Here is a 15,266-nt window from a genome sequence, read left to right on the forward strand (position 1 = left end):
AGCAGAGGAGCAGGCTCGCAAACCGGTCAGCGAACCGCAGCCGCCCCAACGCGATCCAGCGACTCGCGCCTTGCGCGCGTGGCCTCTGCCAGCTCCTTCAGCAGCGGATACGTCTGGTCCCAGTCGATGCAGGCATCGGTGATGCTCTGGCCGTAAGTGAGCGGCTTTCCGGAAACCAGCTTCTGCGCTCCCGCAACCAGATTGCTCTCGAGCATCACACCGATAATGTCCGCATTGCCTCCCGCGATCTGCGCAGCCACATCGCGGCAAACAACCGGCTGTCGGTTGTGGTCCTTGCTGCTGTTGGCGTGGCTGCAGTCGATCATGATGCGCGGCTGCAGGCCCGCCTTCTGCATGGATTCGGAGGTTTGCGCGACGGCCTCGGCGGTGTAGTTCACCATCTTGCGTCCGCCGCGCAAAATAATGTGCGTCTCGTTGTTGCCGCGCGTGACAAAGATGGCCGACTGGCCGTGCTTGGTGTGGCCCAGAAACGTATGCGAATTCGCCGCCGACAGGATCGCGTCAATGGCCACCTGGATATCACCCGACGTCCCGTTCTTGAACCCCACCGGGCACGAGACACCCGACACCAGCTGCCGGTGCACCTGGCTCTCCGTGGTGCGCGCGCCGATCGCTCCCCAGCTCACCAGCCCCGCAATGTACTGCGGCGAAATCATGTCGAGAAACTCAGTTCCCGACGGCACGGCCATGTCGGCCAGATCGAGCAGCAGATTGCGCGCCAGCCGCAGCCCGTCATTGATCTTGTATGACCCGTCGAGATGCGGATCGTTGATCAGGCCCTTCCAGCCCACCGTCGTGCGCGGCTTTTCAAAGTAGACCCGCATCACGATCTCGAGCTCGCCGGCAAACTCCTCTCTCGCCTTTTTCAGCAGCGCCGCATACTCCACCGCAGCCTTCGTATCGTGAATAGAGCATGGCCCAACCAGAACCAGCAGCCGCGGATCGCGATGCGCCAGGATGCGCGAGATGGCCAGCCGGGCGTTGAAGATGGTCGCGATAGCCTCATCGGAAACCGGCCTCTCCTCCTCCAGAAACACCGGAGGGAGGACCACCTTGGTCCACTGAATGCGAAGATCTTCAATGCCTGGATTCATGGGAAACTCCAGATTAACAGTTGATGACTCGCCCGCACGAGGGCCGGACGCCATCTCGGCGACTCTTTGCCTCTCCGCGCTCTTTTCAGCCAACCTGCACAGCCCTTTGTCCGTCCGTTCTAATGTGAGAACCAGTCATCCCAGGCTCCGGCGCGCCCTGCTGATATCCCTGCCCCTCGAAGTCATCAACTTCTGGGTCATTGGCTATCCCGCCGGTCCGCATCCGCTCTCGCGCCTGGCAGAGATCCCCGCCTTCGCGCTCCAGTGGTACCTCATTCACCTGCCCGGCATCATCATCGGCGACCGCATTATCTACATTCGCGAGCACCACGCGATCGAGTCCGCCGTCTTCTTCTTCGCCGGCTTCATCGATACCGCCCTCCTGCTGCTGCTCCTCTTTTGGCTCGCCGGACTGGCACGCCGCACCCTCCGCAAGCTATCCTCCCCCCGTAGCCAACTCGCCTGAATCGGAGCCGAACCGGGGAATTTGTTACTCACAACTCCCTGATCCCTGATCTCTGACCACTGACCACTGACCACTGACAACTGGCAACTGTCTTTATGAAGCTTCTCCTCCCCATCCTCGTCCTGGTCGTCTTCGCCCTCTCCTTCTGGGCCGACCACAAATGGCGCCAGTGGATGAAGACCCGCCAACGCTCCCACCCCGACCAGCCCCACAACGACCCCACCTCCCGCCCCTGACCAACTCCCCACCCCCTCGTCCCCTTGTCCCCTGGTACTCTGTCTCGCCGCAACTTTCCTCTCCCCAACCCGTTACAATCGGAGGTAGGGAGTCGTCCAAGAAATCATGCACAGCACTTTTGCCCAGGCTAGCTTCCCGCGCCGCGCAACCCTGCTCACCGCCATTGCCGCTGTTCTTGCCCTGTCCGCCGCCCCGGCTGCCCGCGCCCAGTTCAACGCGCCTCCCACCACTCCCGTCCACGACCCCGCCGCGCTCAAGCCCCCCGCCGGCGCCCGCGTCGCCATCATCGAATTCGAAGACATGGAGTGCCCCGACTGCGCCAACGCCAATCCCGTCCTCAAAGACGCCGCGGCCAAGTACAACATCCCCTGGGTGCGCCACGACTTCCCGCTCCCGTTCCACCCCTGGAGCTTCCAGGCTGCCGTCAACGCCCGCTGGTTCGACACCAAGAGCAAGAAGCTCGGCGACGACTACCGCGACGCCGTCTTTGCCAGCCAGCCCTCCATCACCTCGCTCGACGTCCTCCGCCAGTTCACTGAGAACTTCGCGAAAACCCACAACGTCCAGCTCCCGTTCGCTATCGACCCCCAGGGCAAGCTCGCCGCCGAAGTCAAGGCCGACTATGCTCTTGGGCAGCGCATCGGCATCGAGCACACACCCACCATCTGGGTCTCTACTTCCAACAGCAAAGGCGCCCCCTTCGTCGAAGTCGTCGACCGCACCAAGCTTTTTCAACTGATCGATCAGGCGATTGCCGACACTAAATCTGCATCAGTTAAAACAGCGCATAAGTAGCGCACGGCAGGTCCGGGCCCTCTGTCTTTGCTATGTCTGATTTTCGTTACGAGGTCGAAATTCACGTCTCTCCGGCACGCGTCTGGTCGGTTCTTCTCGACGTAGAACGCTGGCCCGAGTGGACCACCTCCGTCTCCCGCATCCAGCGCATGGAAGTCGGCCCGCTCACCCTCGGCAGCCGAACTCGCATCTGGCAGCCCCGCCTCATGCCCGCCGTCTGGTGCGTCACCTCGCTCGACGACCGCCGCCGCGTCTTCGGCTGGACCACCCGCGCCTTCGGCGTCAAAATCGTCGGCCGCCACCAGGTCGAGACCTTCAAGAACCACTCCCGCGTCTCCCTCTCGCTCCACTACACCGGTCCGCTCAGCGCAGTCGTCGCCCGCGTCTACCGCAGCCTCATCTGGGACTACCTCACCCGCGAAGGCGACGGCCTCAAGCAGTTCTGCGAAAACCTCCCCGCCAACTACGTCGTCTCCGTCCCCGCCCGCCTCGCCGACGAAATCCACCCCACCGCCCAAACATCGTAAAGAGAGTCGTCAGTTCCCAGTTGTCAGTGTTCAGCTCTCAGCCTTCAGCTCTCAGTTCTCGCCTTGTAATCAGGGCACGACTTCAGTCCTGCCGTAAAAGCCCAACAAGACTGCTGGGCCTCAGCCCCTGCGAACCATAAAAAAACGGGGCAATCGCCCCGTCCGTTTCTACTGAAAGCTGATAGCTGAAGGCTGATAGCTCCCTCAATCGCCTATGTCCTGATGTTCACCAGCTCGCTCGCCCCACCGCCCGGGCTCACCTCACTCGTCTGCGGCGCCCGCCAGTGGTCGATATAGCTGATCCGGTGCACGCACCCAATCGTGCAATGCGGCGCGCAAGACTTCGCAGTCAGGAATTCGCGCTTCACGTCGGCGGTTGTATATTCAGCAATCGGAACCCCCGGGTACCCCCGCTGCTGGCTGCAGTAGTGCACCAGCCCGTCCTCGCAGATATACAGGTACCGCGACCCCGCCCGGCACCGCCAGTCGTTCGTCTCGCCCTTCGCAATCGCGTTCTGAAACGCATCGAACTGCGCGTAGTTCGTCTTCTTCCGGTCGCGCATCGCAAAGTAGATCTTCGACTCTTCCTCGCCCAGCGGCTTCAGCTGCCCGTCGCCATCGTGAATAATTCCGATCGTCGACTCGAACCCCAGCTCCAGCGCCCGTTTGCCGATCACCAGCGCGTCGTTGGGGTCTTTGAAGCCCCCGCCCACCACCGAGTTGATGTTCACGTGGAACTCGGCATGGTCCGCGAGCATCTGCAGCTTCTTGTCCAGAACCTTGAGACTTTTTTTGGAAACCTCGTCCGGCTCAACGTTGTCGATTGAGATCTGCATGTGGTCGAGGCCCGCCCGGTTCAGCCGCTCGATTCTTTCGACGTTGAGCAGATACCCGTTCGTGATCATTCCGGCAATCGCGCCCGTCCGCCGCATGCGCCGGATGATGTCGTCCAGGTCGGGGTGCGTCAGCGGCTCGCCGCCCGAGATCCCGATCATCGCCGTCCCCAGACGGCCCAGGTGATCGATCCGCCGGTACATCTCTTCGAGCGGCACAGGTGCGGACACCTTGTCGTACTCGTTGCAGTAGGCGCACGACAGATTGCAGAACCGCGCCGGAACTATCTGTGCCAGAACAGGATGCGACGTCGAAGCCAGCGCTTTCGCCACCATCGCGTACTCCCGCGCCTTGCGCGTAGCCGCAATCCATTTCCCCCGCGCCGTCTCCCGCCTCCGAACACCCATCCCTTTATTGAAACATATTGGCTGACTTGTCACGTGGTCACGGCGTGCCGTCTCGGCCTATGGTTCAATTCATTTAGCACGCGACTTCTAGAAAGTGGGCCAAAGCATGAGCAGCAACTCGCTGATCAATCTAGGTGACCTCTCGAAACCAGCCACCGCTTTGATAGAAAAGGTGTCCGATGCAGTTGGTGGAATATGCAAACCGTGGCAGATCGTACGAGTTGCTAAAGCAGATGCAGAAGCAGAGAGGATTCGAGCGGAATCGCGAATTCAAGTGTCCGACATTCAACAGCGGGCATTGCTTCGATTTCTCACAGAGGAGGGCAAAAAGCAAGGGAACATTGAGGAGATCACTGCCAAAGCACTCCCTCTACTGAAGGACGAAGCAGAGCCACGAGAGATCGATGATGACTGGATCACGAACTTCTTCGACAAATCTCGAATAGTCTCCGATTCAGACATGCAGCAAATCTGGGGTGCAATACTCGCGAGTGAAGCAAATTCGCCACGGTCTTTCTCACGTAAGACCGTGAATCTTATCGCGGATTTAGAGAAGCCTGACGCGGAGCTATTCACAGCATTATGCGGGTTCGTTTGGACAATCGGAGAAGCAATCCCACTCGTTCTTCGCCTTCCGGTCCAAGTCTACGAGAACTATGGAATCGACTTCAGAGCATTGTCCCATTTGGAAACTCTTGGCCTCATTCGATTCGACCACTCTGTGGGCTTCTCCCGAATCGGTGTAAGTCAACGACTCCGAGTTGCATACTTCGGTACCGAAGTAGGTCTTACCTTGCAGAACGACCGAGACAACCAATTTCCATGTGGAACGACGCTCTTCACAAAGGCAGGCACTGAGTTATCACGCGTCTGCGCTGCCAAGAGAATTGACGAGTTCTTCAACTATGTTCTGGAGGAATGGACTAAAAAGGGGTTCTCACCGACCCTCCTTTCAAGTCCAAATGCCGACTAGACTTTGAATCTCAGCTTACGAGCTAACCCCGGAGCAGGATAAGCCTCTTTAATGACTTACCAATTCATCAGACCGCAGATAAGTATTGCATTTGGGAATGTATGGCATCACATAGCAGACAGCACACGATCCCTCGATCATATCTAGCTGCCTGGGTCGATCCTGTCACTCCTGCTGGACAGACCGGAGCGATATGGAGGATATCGAAAGATCGCTCAAAGAAATGGCGGAGATCACCGGAGAAGACCTTTCTTGAAACGGACCGTTACACAATCAAACTGAATGACGGCGGACGGGATCTATCCGTCGAAAACACGCTTGCTCAGACTGAAAATGATTTCCAGTTGATTCTGAAGACGATCCGTCGTCGCCAAACTCTCACTCCCCTCCAACGAGCGAAAACCGCAATCTTCTGTGCGGCAATGTTGGGCCGTTCGAAGAAGCAAGGTGACTATTGGCTCGAGCAATGGAAGCAACAGGTCGAGAAGTTAAGACGAATGGAGAAAAAGGTTGGCGCGGCAGAGCCTTCTCTCTCCCAGAAGCTCGAAGAATCCCTGGCAAACTCGCATCCAGATCTGGCAATCAATACGATCAAATCGGCGGCACCGGTCTTATCGACGATGTCACTCACCATCCTTACGACCAAAGATCCGGATGGCTTTATCACTTCTGATGCACCCGCAGCGATGTACAACCCTGGCGCGCACAAGCTACCTCCACTTTACCGATCTCCTGGCCTGCTTCAGAAGGAGATCGAAGTTGCGCTTCCTCTCTCACCTCAAGAGTTGGCTCTATACACATGGAAGCCCATGCGCTATCTCTACACTGAGATACCTAAATCGCTGCTGGATGAAGTCAATCGCACAACATATTTCTTTGCCGATCAGGAGTTCATTTCTTGGAAAGGCAATCTCAACGAGGCTTGGTTTGTCGTTCGCGAAGCTCCCCCAGACGCATGGGAGAATCAGGCGGGTGGCCCAAGTATTGAGAAAGCTGACTATTGATCAACTCGGGCGCCCAATATCGGCCCCCGGCAAACTCCGCGCACAGAGCGACTACTTCCCGCTCCCCATCCGCCGCTCCGCCTCCATCAGGTTCGTCTGGATATCGTTGATCCGCGTCAGGTGACCCTCGCCCTTCGACCGCCGCCACTCCAGTACCTCTGATCAACTCTCCTAAACAACGAGGCTGTCATCCTGGAGCGCACGAGGCACCACACGTTGTCTTCAGCGTGGGGTGGTAAGCGAAGGATCTGCTTTTTGTGTTTCTGCTGAAAGGCTGAGGTAGACCGTTCCTTCAAGCCCCGCTCGCCCCACCACGCTGATCGATTACACTCCAAGCACTCCTCGGCAGCGCAGAAAGCCGGTGCCCATGTCCCAGGAACCCGAGATCGATCCCCGACAGGTGCTCTGGATGCTCGATCGCGCGAAGAAGCAACACGCCATCGCACGCAAACTCCTCAAAGATGATCCGGATCTCGCGGTGCTAGTTGCCTACGAAGCCATGATGGGTGCCTCGGTGGCGTGGATGTTGAGTCACGGTGAGCACCCTCTCGGAAAGCCCGACCGCGCCGACGTCCTCGAATTCGTTGAGAGAAGTCTCCCCGACGGAACCACGGCGATGCTTCACTGGTTCTACCGCATCCCTGAGGGCCTCAACGGCAGGTTCTATGATATCCCCAGCAACGATGTCGGCTCGCCCGATGCCCTGAGCGTGGCGGAAAGCTATCTTATGATCGTCACGCATCTGATCAACAAGAACCGGGACATAGCGGCCGCCTCGTCTCCATCTGCAGCGGAACAGGCTGCCTCGACTTCGCGCCCCTCCAGGTTCCTGAAGAGCTTCCGTAGAGGAAAGTTCGGGCGGTAAATTCCATCCCTCTTGCCCGTTCCGCATCCATGCTAGACTTGCCTCGCTTTCGAAGGAGGTCGGTTTGCGTCAGCGCCTCTGCATGCTTCTCCTGCTCTGCAACGCAACGTTCACTCTCGCCCAGAAGTCACCTGCCCTTAAAGACCAGCTCCCCGGCGCGTGGCGTCTCGTCAGCATCGAAACCCTGCGGCCCGGCGGTGAAATCATCCATCCCTTCTACGGCGAGCATCCCGAAGGACTCCTCGTCTACGACCGCAGCGGATGGATGAGCGTCCAGATCGTCGCCGACCCCGAACCCACCGTCCCCCGCACCACCTCACGCGAAGAATTCCTCAAAGCCTCGCCCTCCGATAAATCCGCCGCCGCCGACGGCTACTACGCCTACTACGGCACGTGGACCATCGACGACTCCGCCTCAACCGTCACCCATCACATCCGCCAATCGCTTATGCCCGGCGAACGCGATCAGGACGGCGTTCGCGGCGCATCGCTCCAGGGCAATCGCCTCACCCTCACTGCCAAAGCCCACGAAATGGGCGAGGATCATCAGCGCCGCCTCGTATGGGAGCGCGTCACCAATTCGCAATAAGCGCTTCTGAACCTAAAATTGAAAGCTGTCATCCTGAGTGCACGGGGCCCACGCGCAGTCTTCAGCGTGGGGGTGGTAAGCGAAGGATCTGCTTCTCTTTTTGCCCGAATCCCACCTTGCCACCCCACCTCAGTTTCGCCTTGACTCCCCCGCAACCCCCGCCTTACATTGGCTCCGCTTTCGAAACGGGCCCTTCTCCCCCAACCGCCATTCGAAACGCTCCTGAGTCATAACCGGTTTCATTCCATGACCCAATCAAGGAGAACTCGGATGCAACGCTTCCTCAAACTTGCTCTCGCTACTCTGGTCCTCACCTCAACCGCCGCCGCCTTCGCGGCCGACAACTCGCTCGGCACCTGGAAGATGAATGTCGAGAAGAGCAAATACACGCCCGGCCCGCTCCCCGTGAAGAACGTCACCTCGGTCCGCGAGGCCGCAGGCGATGGAGTCAAAGTGTCGAACAGCGGCGAGCGCTCCGACGGCACCGCCATCAACGCCACCTACACCGCCAAGTACGACGGTTCTGCCGCCACGGTCTCCGGCACCGGAGCGCCCTACGATACCGTCTCGATCAAAAAGATCAGCGACAACGCCTTCACCTACGACGCCAAAAGCGGCAAGACGAAGTACCACGTCCATGGCCGCATCACCGTCGCCGCCGGTGGCAAGACCATGACCACCCGGGCCAGAGGCACCGACGCCGACGGCAAGCCCATCACCGTCACCCTCGTCTACGAAAAGCAATGATTGCCGGCTGATCGGGAGAGGGGCGCGGTGTCGTCCCGCTCCCCTCCCATCGAGCCCGCTTCCCGATCCGTGATCCCTAACGCCTACGGGAACGGAATCACCACGGGTGTTCCCAGCGCGTACGTCTGCGCCGACGTGATGGAGCAATTGAATGTGACCAGTTGCGGCGCGATCACCACGTCGCCGCTGTCCCGCTCGGCCATCAGCTGCGTCAGCGTTCTGATCCGCACGTTGATCATGCCGTCTCCGAACGCCTTGTGCGTAAAGATCACCGGGTACACCGTCCACGCCACGTTGAAGTCGCCGTGCGTGCTTGCCTTTCCCACCAGGTGATCGTGTCCCTTCACCAGCGCGCACGGCTGGCCGCCGTTGAAGTCGGCGCACGCGGCGTTGTTTCCCGCTAGCGCGCCGTAGAAGCCAGGATCAGGGAAGGGCAGCACGTTCGCGTGATCGCAGTTCGTCGGCTGGCAGTTCAGCTCGCCGGCCACCACCGTCGACGACATTGGGTAGAGGGGCAGATACAGCGGCGCCGTTGCCACCGGATTCGCCTTCGACGGGAACGGGGCCTTGACCGGCGTCAGCAGAAAGATCGTACTGCCGTTGGCGTAGTCGGTTGCGGGTTCGACAGATGCCTTGGCAAAGGTGCGCTGGCCGCTCACCTGTCCATAGGCGTTCATCGTTGTAGAAGCAAATGCGATCGATGCTGCGAGAGCGATCGCAACAGAGAAACCATGTCGATGCACTGGAAGACCTCCGGGGATGAAATGCGGCCCCTGGCCGGTAGGCAACGGAACGCGTTGCTCGCGGGGGAGAGAGGAATGCCCGCTACATTACACCCGTTTGAGCCTCGTTGGCTCGCAAATTCGCTCAAACTCGCGCAGACCAAATTCTTGTCGTTCAGAGGCTGGCAGGGTGGACATGCCGAAGTGATATACGGTTATAATCGTGTTAAGTTAAGAGTAGGAATTCTTCCTACCATGCCTCCCGTTGAGAAGATCAGCGTCGCGCTCCCCAAAGAGATGGTCAGCACCGTCCGCGAAGCTGTCGAATCCGGCGAGTATGCCTCCTCAAGCGAGGTCATCCGCGAGGCACTCCGCGACTGGTCCTATAAGCGCACCCTTCGTGAGCACGGGCTTGATGAACTGCGCCGCGTTTGGAAGGAAGCCATGGACGATCGTTCCCCAACCGTTTCCCCTGAAGAGGTCTTCGACCGGCTCGAGCGGAAGTACCAGTCTCTTGCTGATTCAGCGGGAGACAAAAAGGAATGCGCCTAGAGCTATCGCGCTTCGTAGAAAGCGATCTCGATGCTATCGCCTCGTTCATAGCTGAAGACAATCCACCGCGTGCGATCTCATTCATCCGCGAAATTCGCGCAAAGTTCTACTTCATCGCACAGAATCCGCTCGTGTAACAGCTTCGCCCGGAAATCGACGAAGAGGCTCGGCTTGCCGTCCATGGCCAGTACGTCATTCTCTTTCGTCTTTTCGGCAATTCGGTTCGAATAGAACGGGTCGTCTACGGCGGCCGGGATCTCTCGCATCTCGAACCGTAGGCTCGACTTAACGCTCGATGCTGGGCGCCAAAAATTCTTCTGTCCGTTTTGCAGTCTATTTCGACGAAATCGTCATAATGGATACAGTGACTCATCTGCATGGGCGGCGCTGTATCGATGGCCAACTTCAAACGCAAAGGACCGAAATCGACCCGGGCCGGATGCCTGCTCTGCAAACCGCACAAGCGCCAGGGCCAGAAGCTCGTCGTTCGCCTTGCTGTCAGTGACCGGCGCCGGATCGAGGCGGCCAGGTCCGAAATCACGGCCTCTCAAGAACCAGATTGAGTCCGGTGCATCGCGCCAAAACGGCTTGATTAACAGGATAGGGAGCACCTAAGTGCAATTGAATCTATATTCTGCCGGAAAACCGGAACCGGTCGACCATTAAACCTATTGTTGTCTGGAATTTAGAAGAAAACCACGCCTGAAACAAATCCGGAAGTGGGGATAGGGTATGGCAAACACCCCGCGCAGCCGCCCGTAGGCTATCATCGTCGACGAGCACCCCATGAAGACCCTCTGGCAGCCGGACTCCGTCCAGGAACTCAAAGACCGCATCTCCCGCCTGCGGCCTGACACCCGCCCGCTCTGGGGCAAGATGACCCCGGCCCAGGCCATGGCCCACTGCACCATCGGCATGGAACTGGCCTGCGGCGACCGCCGTCCGCCGCGCATGCTCATCGGCCGCCTCATCGGCAGCGCCATCAAGAAGAAAGCCTTCCAGCCCAGCGAGCCCATGCGGCGCAATTCCCCCACAATCCCCGGCTTCCAGGTCGCCGACGACCGCGACCTCTCCGCCGAGTGCGCCAGGCTCAGCGCCATCATCGAGCGCTTCGCCGCCGCCGGCCCCCCCGGGTGTACCACCCACCCCCACAGCTTCTTCGGCCCCCTCACCCCCGACGAATGGTCGATGTGGATGTACAAGCACATCGACCATCACCTCCAGCAATTCGGCGTATAGCTTTTCGGGACGTCCTTTCTCGGATTCCCATTTTGGGAATCCATGAGCTGTGCCCCATTCATCGCACAGCTTCATCGTGCGATGATTGGGATCTCGTCATCACAGACATTCCTCAGCGCTCGCGCTATGCTCTCGCGCCTGGGAGGAATTCCCATGAAGAATCTTGCCTACACGGTCTCTACGTTCAAATCGCTGGACGAAGCCGTCGCTGCGATCGAAGAGAATTGCGGCGCTCACGGCTTCCGCGTCCTTCACATTCACGACCTTGCGGCTGCGCTTGCAGAGAAGGGCTTTCCTCGCGATCCAATCAAAATCGTCGAGGTCTGCAACGCAAGATATGCCTCGAAGATGCTGGAGAGAGACCTGACCGCCGCGCTCATGATGCCGTGCCCCATCGCCGTCTACCAGGAAAACGGCTCGACCAAAATCAGCACTGTACTTCCCAGCGTCATCGCTGAGCTGCTGCCTGGCCGCAGCCTCGAGTTCACAGCCGAACAGGTGGAGTTTGCGCTCCTCGCCATCGTCAACGAATCGGCCGAGGAGAAGGTTCCCCTGCCCGTCGCGTGAGCGGCGCGCGGTCTCGTTGACAGCCGTTAGCTGTCAGCTGAGAGCGGAGAGCTGAGATCTGACAGCTGCGACTACGTGCCTTCCGCACGCATCTCGCCCGCGGCTCCGCTGAACAGTCTCTTCAGCGCCCGCCAGACCCAGCGCACTGCGAGCACGATGATCACCACGAGCACCGTCGCAATTGCGCCCGCAGTGTACGGATGTTTTGTCGCCAGCCAAGTCAGCGAGATCGAGACCACGTCTTCGCCCAGCGACAAACCCAAATTCGACAGTGGCTCCGGAGACGGAGTTACGACCGCGCGCACCGCCGTCTTGCCGCCGTGCGCTGCAAACGCCACCAAACCGCCCAGCAGCGTAGCGATCATCTGGTCTCGCGGACTGAGATGTTCCGTCGCGCGCCACGCAAGCACCCCCGCAACCGGGATGCGGATGAACGTATGCAACGCATTCCAGATCAAATCAAAAGCCGGAATCTTGTCCGCAAAAAACTCCACGCCGAAGAGAGCAGCGCTGACCCCGATCACCCACCAGCTGCCGAGCAACTGCAGCCCCGAAGGCAGGTCGACAACGCCCGTATGTCCCAGCAGCCCCAGCGTCGCCACTGTGGCATAGACATTCAGCCCTGCCGCAAACGACACGGCGACGATCAGCGCCACAAGCTCCTGTCCCGGAATCGGCAACCTCATCGCCGTCAGTGTACGCTCTGCCGGCGCCTTCGCGGCGAAACCGATCTCTGCGAAATCGATCTGTCGCCGGACGCTGTCGTTTTGAAACAATTTGCTTGCGGTCTGAGTCTATACTGGTGAAACCTTCGCTGCATGGCACCAGGAGCTGAGGGAAGTTGACCGGATCTTTCCCCATCGCGGAACCCGAAAGCCACAGTCGATCGCAATCGACCGCGTGGGTCTCCGCCTTCAGGCTCGCCATTCGCCATCTCTTGCAGCCTCGGGTTCTACCGGTTCTGGCTCTGGCGCTCATGGCGGCAGGCTGGAGCTACGGCCTCAAGCTTTCGCATTATCTCCCGCATAGCGACATCACCAAGGCCGCCAGCACGCGCATGTGGCTGGACCATCGCAACGACGCCATCACCCCCGTTGCCCGCACGCAGGTCCAGGACAAGTTCCACACTCCGCAATTGAATGCATTGGACGTCCGCGCCGTGCCTTCCGGTTCATGGCAGCAGCTTCTTGCTGAGCCGGCTCCGGCGAACGCAGCCGAATTCGTTTCACCGCTCCATCCTCTCCGCGCTCCTCCCGTCGCCCTCTCGCTGGCCTGATGCTGCAGCGGACCCGCTGATCCGATTCCCTCGAGTAAGACGGGTTCTGCTCAAAACCACATTCAAGCCTCATTTGAATCTGGATGGTCCACCCGATTGGAGCGGGTGCATATGCCTATTGCCTTGAGTGCGATCGAGCCTGAATCAGCCACATCTTCACACGAGCCGCGTCTCCAGGAGTTTTTGCAAACTGCGGAACGGCGCCGCCCGCAGCTGCTCCGGATGGCGCGCCGCCTGACGCAAAGCAACGAGGACGCGGAAGACGTCGTTCAGGAAGCTTTTCTGAAGGCGTACAAAGCGCTCGCACGGTTCCGCGGAGAGTCTCAGATGTCCAGCTGGTTAGGAGCCATTGTGCAGAATACCGCGCACGAGCATCTGCGCAGCCGACGCGGCCGAGTGTTCCTTTCGCTCGAGTACCTCAGCAAGGATGACGGCGACGTTGTCGAGATCAACCTGCCCGATCCGCGCAAGAACCCCGAAGAGATGTGGGAGACACGCGAGATCGAAACCGTACTGCGGGAAGAGGTCGGCAAGCTGAGCTTCGTCTGCCGGCGCGCCATCGAGGTCTGTGCTCTGGAGGAGACGCCTCAGGCCGAAGCGGCGCGTGCACTGAACCTGAGCGTGGCGACCATGAAGTCTCGTGTCTTTCGCGGTAAGAGGCTTCTCGGAACGGCCCTCTCCCGGCGGATGGGCTCCCGCAATGACGGCATGCTCAACCCCGCTGAGCACAGGAGTGCTTACCGGATGTGAGTTCTCATGTGGTACCTGAATCGCTTCGAGCGCCGCCTCCGGCGCTCATTTTTTTCCCGGGTATTTCGATGGAGTGTTCTGCGCGACTGCCCAAGCGCCGGCCGCAATGATCCATGAGATGAGAAACGCGGTGAAGCTCAGGCGCCGATCCGCGTGGACAAAGGTCGGACCTAGATTCTTGCCGTTGAGCAGAATGGCAGGCAGCCAGATCAGGAGCGCATAGAGAGAAATCTGAATGGCTTCGGCCCAGGCGGCAATGCGCGGAAAGACCCCGAACAGCAGACCTAGTCCCGAAGCGATCTGGCCGAGCCCGGTCAGGTAAGCCCAGAAGATCTTGTCCGGGAAGTACGCCGGAATCAAATCCATGGTGGGCTTGGTGTAAAGCATGTGCGATAGCCCGATCGGAACGATCCAGACTGCAAGGTAGTAGCGCGACCAGCGAACAGCGCGCTCCCCGCCCGCCCAGGCGAATCTTGTTTCTTCCGCATCGCCCAGCCGGGCAAACAGCGTCCAGCCGCCGGCGAGCAGGACGGCGAGTTCTCCGAAGCCGAGATAGACGGCCTCCATCTTCGGGGCAACCACCAGGGCAGGGAACTTGAGCATCTGCCAGAGAACCAGGTAAGGCAGCAGGGTTCTGAGCGCCCATTTTGTTGTGGAGGGGAAAAATAGGGCTGCACCGCAGCCGATCATCAGCACGGCTGATACGTAGGCCAACGCGGTCCGCGCAGGGAACCACGGAGCGACGGGCTGCCAGCCCATGGCGAAGTCGCCGTAGACCGACCCCAGGACGCCCATTCCGATGAGGCCAATGGCAAACAGGGCCAAGGCAGGTTGCTGCGAGGTTCTCGACGTTGCGGGTGCAGCTAAGGTGCGTGGTGCAGGTTGAATCAATTGCGGCGCGTTGATCATGAGAGCTACGACCCTACCCGACCGTTGACTGGTTTTCCAGACGGCTGTGCTGTTCCACCGCGCTCAGGTGACGAACCGGACTGCGGGTGCAATCTGCCGGATTCCCAGTGTGCGGCGGGAGCGTTATACTCAGCGCACTACGAGGTCACATCCGATGAGAAAGCTTGCATTCCTCCTCCTGCTGGCTGTTCCTCTTGCCGCGCAGACGCCTGAGAAGAAACAACCGCCGACCACGCTTCGGGGCGTTCTCCTGGAGCAGTTGCGAACAACGCACGACCAGGAAGACTGGTTCGTGCCGGTCAGCACCGCTGTAGACGGCCTGACTGCCGAGCAGGCGATGTGGACTCCAGGGAAAGGGAATCACTCCGTCGGCCAACTCGCATATCACATCTGGTACTGGGATCAGCGGGCACTGAACGACTTCAAGGGCGAAAAGAATCCCAAGTTCGACGGAAACAACAACGACACCTTCGACAAGTTCACTGCCGATCAGTGGACCGACCTTGTCAAGAAGCTCAACCAGGTGCTCGCCGACTGGGAAAAGGCCGTGAACGAAGCCAACGACGAGAAACTCGCCGCGAACGCTTCGCTGATCGCGCACGTAGGCGCACACAATGCGTACCATGTGGGCCAGATTCTGTACGTGCGCAAGCAGCAGGGCGTCTGGAATCCAGATAAAGGCGTGAAATAAC

The 15,266-nt window shown here is 59.5% G+C and carries 22 protein-coding genes; 16 read left to right on the plus strand and 6 right to left on the minus strand.

The window, feature by feature from the left end; all coding sequences use genetic code 11:
- Positions 1–26: 26 nt before the first annotated feature.
- Positions 27–1,115, minus strand: a complete 1,089-nt coding sequence (locus tag DHV10_RS11300; RefSeq protein ID WP_109486561.1) for a 3-deoxy-7-phosphoheptulonate synthase — start codon at positions 1,113–1,115, stop codon at positions 27–29.
- Between DHV10_RS11300 and DHV10_RS11305 the strand changes: the two genes are divergently transcribed.
- The 4 genes from DHV10_RS11305 to DHV10_RS11315 all read left to right on the plus strand — a co-directional run bounded on the left by DHV10_RS11305 (position 1,102) and on the right by DHV10_RS11315 (position 3,140).
- Entirely contained in the window at positions 1,102–1,581 is a 480-nt protein-coding gene (locus tag DHV10_RS11305; RefSeq protein WP_162601439.1) for a hypothetical protein, read from the plus strand. The genes DHV10_RS11300 and DHV10_RS11305 overlap by 14 nt on opposite strands.
- 95 nt (positions 1,582–1,676) lie before the next feature.
- Entirely contained in the window at positions 1,677–1,817 is a 141-nt protein-coding gene (locus DHV10_RS27090) for a hypothetical protein (RefSeq protein WP_162601440.1), read from the plus strand.
- Positions 1,818–1,923: 106 nt separating this feature from the next.
- On the plus strand, positions 1,924–2,613 hold the full coding sequence (locus tag DHV10_RS11310; RefSeq protein WP_109486421.1) for a DsbA family protein: 690 nt from the start codon (positions 1,924–1,926) through the stop codon (positions 2,611–2,613).
- 32 nt (positions 2,614–2,645) lie between these two features.
- Positions 2,646–3,140 (plus strand): SRPBCC family protein, encoded by a 495-nt coding sequence (locus DHV10_RS11315; RefSeq protein WP_109486422.1) that lies wholly within the window; start codon positions 2,646–2,648, stop codon positions 3,138–3,140.
- 212 nt (positions 3,141–3,352) lie between these two features.
- Here DHV10_RS11315 and DHV10_RS11320 read toward each other — a convergent pair whose 3' ends face one another.
- Entirely contained in the window at positions 3,353–4,381 is a 1,029-nt protein-coding gene (locus DHV10_RS11320; protein WP_109486423.1) for a radical SAM protein, read from the minus strand.
- Positions 4,382–4,487: 106 nt separating this feature from the next.
- Between DHV10_RS11320 and DHV10_RS11325 the strand changes: the two genes are divergently transcribed.
- From DHV10_RS11325 to DHV10_RS11345, 5 genes are all read left to right on the plus strand, one after another.
- Complete coding sequence (locus DHV10_RS11325) at positions 4,488–5,354, plus strand: DUF2806 domain-containing protein (RefSeq protein WP_109486424.1); 867 nt, start codon at positions 4,488–4,490, stop codon at positions 5,352–5,354.
- A gap of 101 nt (positions 5,355–5,455) precedes the next feature.
- Positions 5,456–6,358 carry a DUF4238 domain-containing protein gene (locus DHV10_RS11330; RefSeq protein WP_109486425.1) on the plus strand — a complete coding sequence of 301 codons (903 nt, stop codon included), beginning with the start codon at positions 5,456–5,458 and terminating at the stop codon, positions 6,356–6,358.
- A 367-nt stretch (positions 6,359–6,725) separates the two neighbouring features.
- Positions 6,726–7,223 (plus strand): hypothetical protein, encoded by a 498-nt coding sequence (locus DHV10_RS11335; protein WP_109486426.1) that lies wholly within the window; start codon positions 6,726–6,728, stop codon positions 7,221–7,223.
- 64 nt (positions 7,224–7,287) lie between these two features.
- Entirely contained in the window at positions 7,288–7,812 is a 525-nt protein-coding gene (locus DHV10_RS11340; RefSeq protein WP_162601441.1) for a lipocalin-like domain-containing protein, read from the plus strand.
- A 270-nt stretch (positions 7,813–8,082) separates the two neighbouring features.
- Positions 8,083–8,559 carry a hypothetical protein gene (locus DHV10_RS11345; protein ID WP_109486428.1) on the plus strand — a complete coding sequence of 159 codons (477 nt, stop codon included), beginning with the start codon at positions 8,083–8,085 and terminating at the stop codon, positions 8,557–8,559.
- A gap of 83 nt (positions 8,560–8,642) precedes the next feature.
- Here DHV10_RS11345 and DHV10_RS11350 read toward each other — a convergent pair whose 3' ends face one another.
- Positions 8,643–9,302 carry a hypothetical protein gene (locus DHV10_RS11350; RefSeq protein ID WP_109486429.1) on the minus strand — a complete coding sequence of 220 codons (660 nt, stop codon included), beginning with the start codon at positions 9,300–9,302 and terminating at the stop codon, positions 8,643–8,645.
- A gap of 234 nt (positions 9,303–9,536) precedes the next feature.
- On the opposite strand from DHV10_RS11350, the gene DHV10_RS11355 reads away from it, so the two are divergent.
- Positions 9,537–9,833 carry a ribbon-helix-helix domain-containing protein gene (locus DHV10_RS11355; RefSeq protein ID WP_109486562.1) on the plus strand — a complete coding sequence of 99 codons (297 nt, stop codon included), beginning with the start codon at positions 9,537–9,539 and terminating at the stop codon, positions 9,831–9,833.
- On the plus strand, positions 9,824–9,970 hold the full coding sequence (locus tag DHV10_RS27745; RefSeq protein ID WP_239461505.1) for a type II toxin-antitoxin system RelE/ParE family toxin: 147 nt from the start codon (positions 9,824–9,826) through the stop codon (positions 9,968–9,970). Before DHV10_RS11355 ends, DHV10_RS27745 begins: the two co-directional genes overlap by 10 nt.
- On the opposite strand, the gene DHV10_RS27750 is transcribed toward DHV10_RS27745, so the two are convergent.
- A complete protein-coding gene (locus DHV10_RS27750) occupies positions 9,911–10,099 on the minus strand; it encodes a hypothetical protein (RefSeq protein ID WP_239461559.1) in 189 nt (62 codons plus the stop codon). The genes DHV10_RS27745 and DHV10_RS27750 overlap by 60 nt on opposite strands.
- A gap of 520 nt (positions 10,100–10,619) precedes the next feature.
- Here DHV10_RS27750 and DHV10_RS11370 point away from each other — a divergent pair.
- A complete protein-coding gene (locus tag DHV10_RS11370) occupies positions 10,620–11,072 on the plus strand; it encodes a DUF1569 domain-containing protein (RefSeq protein ID WP_109486431.1) in 453 nt (150 codons plus the stop codon).
- Between the two features lie 153 nt (positions 11,073–11,225).
- Positions 11,226–11,639: a DUF302 domain-containing protein gene (locus DHV10_RS11375; protein ID WP_109486563.1), complete on the plus strand. Its 414-nt coding sequence runs from the start codon at positions 11,226–11,228 to the stop codon at positions 11,637–11,639.
- 71 nt (positions 11,640–11,710) lie between these two features.
- On the opposite strand, the gene DHV10_RS11380 is transcribed toward DHV10_RS11375, so the two are convergent.
- Positions 11,711–12,415, minus strand: a complete 705-nt coding sequence (locus DHV10_RS11380; RefSeq protein WP_239461508.1) for a DUF4126 domain-containing protein — start codon at positions 12,413–12,415, stop codon at positions 11,711–11,713.
- Between the two features lie 65 nt (positions 12,416–12,480).
- Between DHV10_RS11380 and DHV10_RS11385 the strand changes: the two genes are divergently transcribed.
- On the plus strand, positions 12,481–12,915 hold the full coding sequence (locus tag DHV10_RS11385; protein ID WP_109486432.1) for a hypothetical protein: 435 nt from the start codon (positions 12,481–12,483) through the stop codon (positions 12,913–12,915).
- Between the two features lie 111 nt (positions 12,916–13,026).
- Complete coding sequence (locus DHV10_RS11390; protein WP_109486433.1) at positions 13,027–13,665, plus strand: RNA polymerase sigma factor; 639 nt, start codon at positions 13,027–13,029, stop codon at positions 13,663–13,665.
- Positions 13,666–13,710: 45 nt separating this feature from the next.
- Here DHV10_RS11390 and DHV10_RS11395 read toward each other — a convergent pair whose 3' ends face one another.
- On the minus strand, positions 13,711–14,490 hold the full coding sequence (locus DHV10_RS11395) for a DoxX family membrane protein (protein ID WP_239461511.1): 780 nt from the start codon (positions 14,488–14,490) through the stop codon (positions 13,711–13,713).
- A gap of 238 nt (positions 14,491–14,728) precedes the next feature.
- Between DHV10_RS11395 and DHV10_RS11400 the strand changes: the two genes are divergently transcribed.
- A complete protein-coding gene (locus tag DHV10_RS11400) occupies positions 14,729–15,265 on the plus strand; it encodes a DinB family protein (RefSeq protein WP_109486435.1) in 537 nt (178 codons plus the stop codon).
- Position 15,266 lies beyond the last annotated feature (1 nt).

This window comes from Occallatibacter savannae, assembly GCF_003131205.1.
Taxonomy (GTDB): domain Bacteria; phylum Acidobacteriota; class Terriglobia; order Terriglobales; family Acidobacteriaceae; genus Telmatobacter; species Telmatobacter savannae.